General features: G+C 37.2%; 9 protein-coding genes. 6 read left to right on the forward strand and 3 right to left on the reverse strand.

Annotation, left to right across the window (positions count from 1 at the left end):
* The coding region (locus tag SPD53_RS18845; RefSeq protein ID WP_336253475.1) for a 6-phospho-beta-glucosidase at nt 1–996 on the reverse strand (996 nt) is incomplete at its 3' end.
* Between the two features lie 235 nt (nt 997–1,231).
* Between SPD53_RS18845 and SPD53_RS18850 the strand changes: the two genes are divergently transcribed.
* The 4 genes from SPD53_RS18850 (at nt 1,232) to SPD53_RS18865 (ending at nt 3,860) form a co-directional block, all read left to right on the forward strand.
* Nucleotides 1,232–1,960, forward strand: coding sequence for a GntR family transcriptional regulator (locus SPD53_RS18850; RefSeq protein WP_336253476.1), 729 nt, complete (start codon nt 1,232–1,234; stop codon nt 1,958–1,960).
* 68 nt (nt 1,961–2,028) lie between these two features.
* Nucleotides 2,029–2,727, forward strand: coding sequence for a chitin disaccharide deacetylase (gene chbG / locus SPD53_RS18855; protein WP_336253477.1), 699 nt, complete (start codon nt 2,029–2,031; stop codon nt 2,725–2,727).
* 578 nt (nt 2,728–3,305) lie between these two features.
* Nucleotides 3,306–3,488, forward strand: coding sequence for a hypothetical protein (locus tag SPD53_RS18860; protein WP_336253478.1), 183 nt, complete (start codon nt 3,306–3,308; stop codon nt 3,486–3,488).
* A 3-nt stretch (nt 3,489–3,491) separates the two neighbouring features.
* Nucleotides 3,492–3,860, forward strand: a complete 369-nt coding sequence (locus tag SPD53_RS18865; RefSeq protein WP_336253479.1) for a hypothetical protein — start codon at nt 3,492–3,494, stop codon at nt 3,858–3,860.
* 181 nt (nt 3,861–4,041) lie between these two features.
* Here the strand turns inward: SPD53_RS18865 and rpsD are convergent, their stop codons facing one another.
* Both rpsD and SPD53_RS18875 read right to left on the reverse strand, forming a co-directional pair.
* Nucleotides 4,042–4,644, reverse strand: coding sequence for a 30S ribosomal protein S4 (gene rpsD / locus SPD53_RS18870; RefSeq protein ID WP_156857727.1), 603 nt, complete (start codon nt 4,642–4,644; stop codon nt 4,042–4,044).
* 450 nt (nt 4,645–5,094) lie between these two features.
* A complete protein-coding gene (locus SPD53_RS18875; RefSeq protein ID WP_336253480.1) occupies nt 5,095–5,574 on the reverse strand; it encodes a GAF domain-containing protein in 480 nt (159 codons plus the stop codon).
* A 187-nt stretch (nt 5,575–5,761) separates the two neighbouring features.
* Here SPD53_RS18875 and refZ point away from each other — a divergent pair, with 187 nt between their 5' ends.
* Nucleotides 5,762–6,367, forward strand: a complete 606-nt coding sequence (gene refZ, locus SPD53_RS18880; RefSeq protein ID WP_336253481.1) for a forespore capture DNA-binding protein RefZ — start codon at nt 5,762–5,764, stop codon at nt 6,365–6,367.
* 396 nt (nt 6,368–6,763) lie between these two features.
* Complete coding sequence (ezrA, locus tag SPD53_RS18885) at nt 6,764–8,458, forward strand: septation ring formation regulator EzrA (RefSeq protein WP_336253482.1); 1,695 nt, start codon at nt 6,764–6,766, stop codon at nt 8,456–8,458.
* Nucleotides 8,459–8,613 lie beyond the last annotated feature (155 nt).

Consider the following 8,613-nt stretch of genomic DNA (forward strand, 5'->3'; position numbering starts at 1 on the left):
TGTTTGCATATCCTCCTTGTTGTTATAAATAGAATCCATTAGACTGCATGCAACATCACTATAAAAAGCACCTCCTCGTTTTTCCAGCTCTTTTGGCTTATCGCAAAGTTCTGGGTCTTTATATAATTCAAATAGTGAATCCTCGAGTTTTTGAACGACTTCAGCTCTTGTACCATGCTCCTCATAGGCTTTTATATCTTTAGCCAATACTTCTTTTGTATGGAAATAGTATTCATGATAAGGATTAGGTAATAATTTCATCGCTTCAATAAATGTTTTGGACCAGCCAAGGCTTACAATGTTTGCTGGTGAATAATCAAGACTATCACGTAATTTCGCTAATACTTCCTCTGTACGATCAATCCCTTTTACAGTTACTTTTTGACCGAAGACGAAATGGTTCATCCCAACAAATTCAATGTTTACGTCGTTTGGTTCGACATGTAAAATTTCTGCAACAGAATGACGCATGTTAAAAGGAATATTACAAACACCAATGACCTTTTTATGAGCAGAATGTTTCATTAATGCTTCTGTTACAATTCCAGCTGGATTGGTAAAGTTAATCATCCATGCATTTGGACAAAGTTCCTGTATATCTTTTGCAATATCCATGAGTACAGGGATTGTACGGAAGGCTTTAAAAATTCCGCCTGCTCCATTTGTCTCCTGTCCAATAAAGCCGTGGCTTAAAGGAATACGTTCGTCCTTTTCTCTTGCTTTTAATCCACCAACACGAATTTGGGTAGATACAAAGTCTGCATTTGTTAACGCTTTCTTTCTATCCAAAGTCCAAGATAGATGAATTGGTTTACCTGCCTTTTCAATCATCCGTTTAGCTAGGTTACCAATAATTTCGAGTTTTTCTTTCCCATCTTCAATATCAACGAGGACAATTTCAGTGACCGGAAAACTATCGTAACGATTTATCATCCCCTCAATTATCTCAGGGGTATAACTTGACCCACCACCGATAATTGTTACTTTTAATGACATAAAAGTCATCTCCTTCTCATGATTGTAGTAAGTATTGTGAAGGTTGTTTTCTTTAAACGCTAGTGAAAGCGGTTAATAAAAGTTTGTCCATACCTCAGTTAGAATGTATCATACATATTGGTATATGTCTATACATTTTATAAAAATAATCCAATTTGTTATAACAACTTGTTTGTATTGTCATTCTTTGTTATTTCTTGTACACTCAAAGTATAGAAGAAGAAGGAGTTAAGAAATGGAAAAAAATCAATCATTGCATGCATTTATAAAAGAGGAATTATTGGATCGAATTAAAACAAATAAATATAAAAAAGGTGACCAAATTCCAACAGAGCTTGAGCTTTGCAAAGATTTTAATGTGAGTAGAACGACAGTGCGGACGGCGTTAAATCAATTAACATTAGAAGGGTATTTAATTAGAAAGCAAGGAAAAGGAACCTACGTCGCTGATCCAAAATTAAAACAGACACTTTCTCATACGATAAAACGATATGGCGATCAAGTTGCAGTTCAAGGGAAAAAGGCCGAAATTAAATTGGTTGCACTTAAGGTAATTCCAGCGGATGAACATCTTGCTGAGGTACTTCAAGTTGAAATCGATGCACCTATTCAGCAGATTGAGCGGGTTCGACAAGCAAATGGTGATCCTACCCAATATGAAATTGCATATATACCATGGAATATTGCGCCTGGTATTACACAAGAACATGCCGAAACGTCACTTTATGCATCGTTTCAAGAAGATTTTAATATTCAAGTTGCCAAAACAATAGAAAATATTGAAATTACGCTTGTTGACCAACGTATTAGTAACCATTTAAAGTGTGAAGAGGGTTTGCCTTGTTTTTATATTGAGACAGTTACAAAAGATGCTAAGGGGAGAAGGATCGAGTTCTCTCGAGCTTATTTTCGAGGAGATAAGACGAATTTCTTAATCGAAAGAAATTATCTTACAGAGGAATAGGAAGGATGTATGGTTCTTACTATTTACTGTCCAATAAGTAAACGCGTACTAATGGGAGGTAAAATACGATGAAAGTACTTTTTAATGCAGACGACTATGGGTTAACAAAAGGTGTGACAGATGGTATTATCAAGGCGCATGAAGAAGGGTTTGTACATGCAACTACATTAATGATGAACGGAAATGCCGTGGCATACGCAGTAGAACAAGCGAAGCAACATCCAAATTTACGAGTCGGGATTCATCTCGTGCTAACATGGGGCAAGCCGTTACGTGATGATGTTTCTGACTTAATAAATGAAGCAGGCACGTTTAAATTTAACAGTACATTCGCAGAAATGGAAGCACCAGATGTACATCAAGTTGAAAAAGAATGGCGTACTCAAATAGAAGCTTTTCTGGCAACGGGTTTAACTTTACATCACATCGATAGTCACCATCATGTTCATGGTTGGGAGCCACTAAAAGAAGTTGTTTATAAATTGGCAAAGGATTTTCAAGTTCCTGTGCGTTATGTCGATTCATTAAAAGAATCACCAGAAATACTACTAACTGATACATTATATGTTGGTTTTTATGGTGAGGGTGTCGGACGAGATCTTTTTGAAAAGTTACATGGGTTGCCTGTTGAATCAGTAGAAGTGATGACACATCCCGCATATGTTGATTCCGATCTGCAACAGGTTAGCTCATATACATCCAAACGAAAAGAAGAACTGGACATCCTTTGCTCCTTAAAAGTACCAGATTGGGTGGAAGAAATGTAGGAAGGTGTCAGCTCCTTCATTGACTACATTTATTTATCTAATTATAGTAGTGAAATCAAGCGGGCTGATACAAATATTTTGGTCATCTTTTTGTTAACGGTATACTACCATGGTAGGATACAAGTAGAAGAAGTGTGCATGCTGCTATTTAGGAATTGCTAGGAGAACGCTCGGTTAATATATCATCAAGAATTGCAATATGCAAAGCAGCCCAGGCTTTTTCTCTAAAATGCAGGAAAGTGGATACAGTTAAAATAATGAGATAAACGAAAACGAAAATGAACCAAAGCATGTTCCCATTTTTAAAGAAATAAAAATAACAACCACGGTATGCCCGTAGCAAATATGGGGATAATTCCTAATCCATTTTTTCCCTTAGCCATTCGATAATCAATTGCTTCATAAAATTTTTGTATGTCTGCAGTTTCCTTTATATATTTAGTTATAAGGTTTACATTAAGTATGAAGATGATATACTTATAATACAAGATGTTTTCAAAGACGTTTTTCAAACATAGGTATTTTATTGACAATTGTCAGCGATACTATTCATACATATAAGTAAGGATGTGATATGTATGAATGTTGACGATAAAAGAAGTAAAGGGGATGAGGATATGACTGTAGCAGAACTTAGAAAGAGCATAAAGTCAAAAAATCATACAAGAAGAATTCCACATTTAAATTCAGTAAATGGGAAAGTTAATATTGATTCTAAGGACCCTAAGCAAGTTAAGTGGTTTGAAGAATTTAAAAAGTAATGTATGAAGCTAAATATTGGTGATGTGTATTGGTTAACAGTTACTTACCCTAAAACGTCTGAAGTTGAAACAAGACCAGTTGTCATATATGACTTTGAAAATGGTTCACCTGTTATCGCATCTTTTGCAACTATTACAGGTGCGGAGATAAATGATTTTGAAGGTAAATATGATAAATGGAAATCTCCTATATTCCAATGGAAAAATGCAGGTTTAGATAAAAAATCATATGTTAAAGCAAATAACATTGCAACTGTTGATGCAAATGTATTTAATAAAAAAGATTATATTGGACAATTAGTTGATTTTGATTTAAAAAATGCGTTATTAAAAATTAATGAGTTTTTAGATTCGGGAGAAGAACCATGGTAGTATTCATTACTATTTTGGTTTTTATTTTTGTGAAAATCAAGGATGATACAAATCTAAACAGCCCCAAATACATACATTTCTATGCTTTATCCTGCATTCTTGATAAAATAGAAAAAGCCTAGAAATGCTGATGTATCAGCACTTCAAAGGCTTTTATGCTATAGTTTGCAAAGTTAAAATCTTAACGTGAGTAGAACTCAACGATAAGAGATTCGTTAATCTCTGCTGGAAGCTCAGAACGCTCTGGGTAACGAGTGTATGAACCTTCCATGTTGTCTGCGTTGAATGTTGTGTACTCTGGTACGAAGCTGTTCACTTCGATTGCTTCTTTCACGATGTCAAGATCTTTTGAACGTTCGCGTAAGCCGATTGTTTGACCAGGAGTAACAGTGTAAGATGGAATATCTACACGACGGCCATCAACTAGAACGTGACCATGGTTTACAAGCTGACGAGCTTGTTTGCGCGTACGAGCAAGACCTAAGCGGTAAACAAGGTTATCAAGACGAGATTCAAGTAAAATCATGAAGTTCTCACCATGGATCCCTTTCATTTTACCTGCTTTGTTGAATAGGTTACGGAATTGACGTTCGTTTAATCCGTACATATAACGTAATTTTTGCTTCTCTTGAAGCTGTAATCCATATTCAGAAAGCTTTTTTCTTTGGTTTGGACCATGTTGTCCAGGAGCGTAAGGGCGCTTATCTAATTCCTTACCTGTTCCAGTTAATGAAATGCCAAAACGACGAGATTTTTTCCATACAGGACCTGTATAGCGTGCCATAGACATTTCCTCCTTCGATTTTATTTTTGTATAAAAATAAATCACCACGTCAATTACACTGGCTAGTTTGTTTTTCTTGTACCATCGCTCCAGCAGCAGAGAGTTACACGATACACCCTTATTTCTGCATAAGGAACAAACTAGTGGCAATGCACTGAGCGCAAAGGCTACCTTAAATTTACACAAGTTATATTATATAAGTTATTTGCAGGGAAGTCAATTAGAAATATAAAAAATCTATTGTTGATTAGTAGTTTCCGTACATTTTAATTCTAGACACCTAAAAAGAGTGGTGTTTAGAATGAATAAAGCACTTTACATAGAAAAACAGAACTAGCTCATGTGTAATATATACTAAAGACAGTAATACATTCTAGCGATTTTAAATAAGGCGACGGATATACATCAGAAAAAAACGAGTAGTCCCTAGAAAGGGGTACTCGTTTTTGCTTAGAGATAAGCGATCAATGCCTCAACATACTTCTCAAGATAATGTTTATCGGTTTCGTCAAAGCGGTCTTTAATTGGGCTATCGATGTCAAGGACACCATATATTTCTTCGTTTAGTAAAATCGGAACAACGATCTCAGAATTGCTCGCTGTGTCGCAAGCAATATGTCCAGGGAATGCATGGACGTCTGCAACGAGTTGGGTTTCTTTCTCCTTGATCGCTGTGCCACAAACTCCTTTACCATATGGAATTCGTACACAGGCCGGTAATCCTTGGAATGGTCCAAGTACGAGTTCATCGTTCTTCCAAAGATAGAATCCAACCCAGTTCACTTGATCAAGAAACTGGTTCAACAAGCTTGACGCATTAGCAAGCAGCGCAGTCTCGTCTTTCTCATCCTCAGAGAGTGCTTGAAGCTGTTTAATTAATAATTCATATGCTTTTATTCGGTCTGTTGAATATGTAAGTTGTTCAAACATCATAATCCTCCTTAATTTCTCGTTATTCTATTCGCCGATTGAATGGGCTTGAGCTTTGCACTTCATTTCCAGTAAGATAGATATATGTAACTATCGGTAGGTTTCGACATGGTGAAATTCCTGTCGAACGAAAGTTACAGGATTTCCAGCAAGTTTGTCGTATTGGATAGGTAAGGAGCTGAGTATATTGAAGAAAAATCTATCCAAACAAAAAGTAATCCATGCTGCTTCCTCCCTGTTTTTTCAAAAAGGCTTCCATGGCACGTCAGTAAGAGACATTGCCCAAAAAGCAAAAGTGAATGTATCTTCCGTTAGTTACTATTTTAACGGGAAACAAGGTTTGCTTGAATATGCCGTTACAAAATATTATGAAGAGTATCTGAAAACAATAGAGGCTACACTGGAAGCAGCGGAGAATTGGTCTGCTATCGATCGGCTAAATGAATTGATTTTTACAATTATACAATATAAACAGTCGAAACTTCAATTGACTTGTTTTATTCAGCGTGAACTAACTCTTGATTCAGTGTTCGTGCGGGAAATGGTAGTCACCTATCTAGCGAAAGAAAACTTTCATATTCGTACGGCATTTTATAATGTTCTAGCGGGAAAGAAATTGCCGGGGGATGAAAAGGATTATTTGCTCATGCAGCTGAAAGGGATGTTGATTACGCCATATATTTTACACAATGAATGGAAAGACCGGGTAATCGGTGACTATTCGCATGAAGTTTTTGTCAAAAAATACGTAAAAACCATTCAAAACTGGCTAAAATTTATTGTCGAAAACTAGGATTTGACAGACAAATTTCACGGGGAATAATAAAAATTAGACAAAATTTTCTTTTTCTTAGCCAAAGTGACTGATTACATGCTATATTAATACTATATCATAACAGATTTAATGAAATATATTTAAATACATGTTAGAGGTTGTTCAAAAGTCCGGTAAAAATGACACATCAAACTTCTGCGTTGGTTCGCTTTTCCGCTCCTATGTACCCATTGATGTACATTCCGGTGCGGGAAGCTTCGCCACATTTGAATTCTTGCGCACAGGATGTGCTCGAGTCGGCGTTGTGAAACGAATCGCGAATTTAGCCGACCTCGGTCCTTTTTATCCTCCTTTTTGAACACATACTGTTACTTGTATAAATCCTCTTGTTGAAATGGGGCTAGGAGGTACGCTATGGAAATATTCATTGGAATTATTTTGGCAATTATTGTGTTAATCGTCATCGGTTTAATATTACGGAAACGCGTGTACGATCAGGTCGATCGGCTTGAAGCGTGGAAATTGGATATTATGGCGCGGAATGTGGCCGGTGAACTCAGTAAAATTAAAAACCTCACCTTGTCCGGTGAGACACAGGTGAAATTTGAAGCTTGGAAGGAACGATGGGATTATATCGTAAGTAAAGAACTTGCTGATATTGAAGAGCACCTGCTGGATGCAGAGGATGCAGCGGATAAGTTCCGGGTTTCTAAAGCGAAGAAAGTGTTAAAGGAAACAGAAGAAATCCTTCAAACGATTGAGGGGAGCATCGACAATATCTTATCCGAGCTAGAAGAATTACTCGAATCCGAGAAGTCGAGCAGAATGGAAGTAGAAGAAGTCGAGCCGGCAATTCGTGAATTGCGCAGGCAAATATCACAAAACCGCTACCAATATGCAAAAGCGGATCGGTATTTCGATGCAGAGCTGGACAAACTGGAAGCAGCTTTAGAGAATTTCCATGAAGAAAGTGCTGCCGGTAACTATATGGAAGCGAAAAGAATCGTCGATGAGTTGAAAGTTGAGTTAAAAGAACTGGATGAGAAGATCCACGCATTTCCTGAAGTGTATAAGAAAGCGAAGCACGAACTTTCTTCTCAACTGGATCAACTGCTTTCCGGTATGAAAGAAATGAAACAAGATGGTTTTTATATCGAACATCTTGATTTTGAAAAAGAAATACGTACATATCAGCAACGAATTATCGATGTGATGACGACGCTTGAAGAAGGTAATCTAGAGGAAGGTACAAAGGTTCTCGATGAAATGGAAGAAAGAATCTCTGAAATGTATGAATTGCTTGAGGAAGAGGCTTTGGCGAAGAACTATCTGGACCAAAATGTTCCCTCTTACAAAGAGGCAATCATGACACTACATACATCCTTTACAGAAACAAAGGCAGAAGTAGAGGAGCTAAAGAAAGCTTATTATGTAGAAGACGAAGAACTGGAAAAATTCCTTGCAGTTGATAAGAAAACACAAGCTTTAAATAACGAATTGAAAGAAGTGTTGGCAGGTCTTGAGGCGAATGATGTTGCACATAGTGAATTGCGCAGCAGAGTTGAAGCCGCCTTGGGACAGATTGATGACTTGAAGGAAAAGCATGATACATTTAAAGAAGCGATTCAGACATTAAGGAAAGATGAGCTGCTGGCAAAAGATAAGTTGGCGGAAATGTATGGACAGATTAAAGAATTGCACCGCCGCTTGCGTAAAAGTAATATCCCGGGAGTGCCAACCTTTATCTGGACGAGCTTAGAAGAAACACAACAGAGAAATAAAAAAGTATTAGAGGCGCTGGAACAACATCCATTAGATACAGGTGCGGTCCACCGCTCATTGTTAGAGGCGGAGAATGCAATCGAACAAGCTAAAGAAAAAATCGACATGATGCTGGATCAGGCTTATTTAACAGAGCGTGTCATTCAATATGCGAACCGTTACCGGAGTAAAAATCCAATGCTTGCTGCTGAATTAGTGGAGGCAGAGCGATTATTCCGCGCATATGAATATGAGCTTGCTTTAGAAAAGGCGGCAAAAGCGATTGAACAAGTTGAACCAGGTGCCTTAAAACGCATTGAAGAAACCCAACTAGTCGTGAATGATTAATATTAGCAAAAAGGCTGTATAAAAAGGATCTCCTTTTATACAGCCTTTCATTATGTAAAAGAATCACCCGCAAGTATCCACAAATCTAATATACGTCCTCATCTCGAATTTGAATGAACTACTTATTGCTTTCATTCAGCGTAAGTGTTTTGCTC

This window comes from Oceanobacillus sp. MO10714A (genome assembly GCF_037072045.1).
Lineage (GTDB): Bacteria > Bacillota > Bacilli > Bacillales > Amphibacillaceae > Oceanobacillus > Oceanobacillus indicireducens.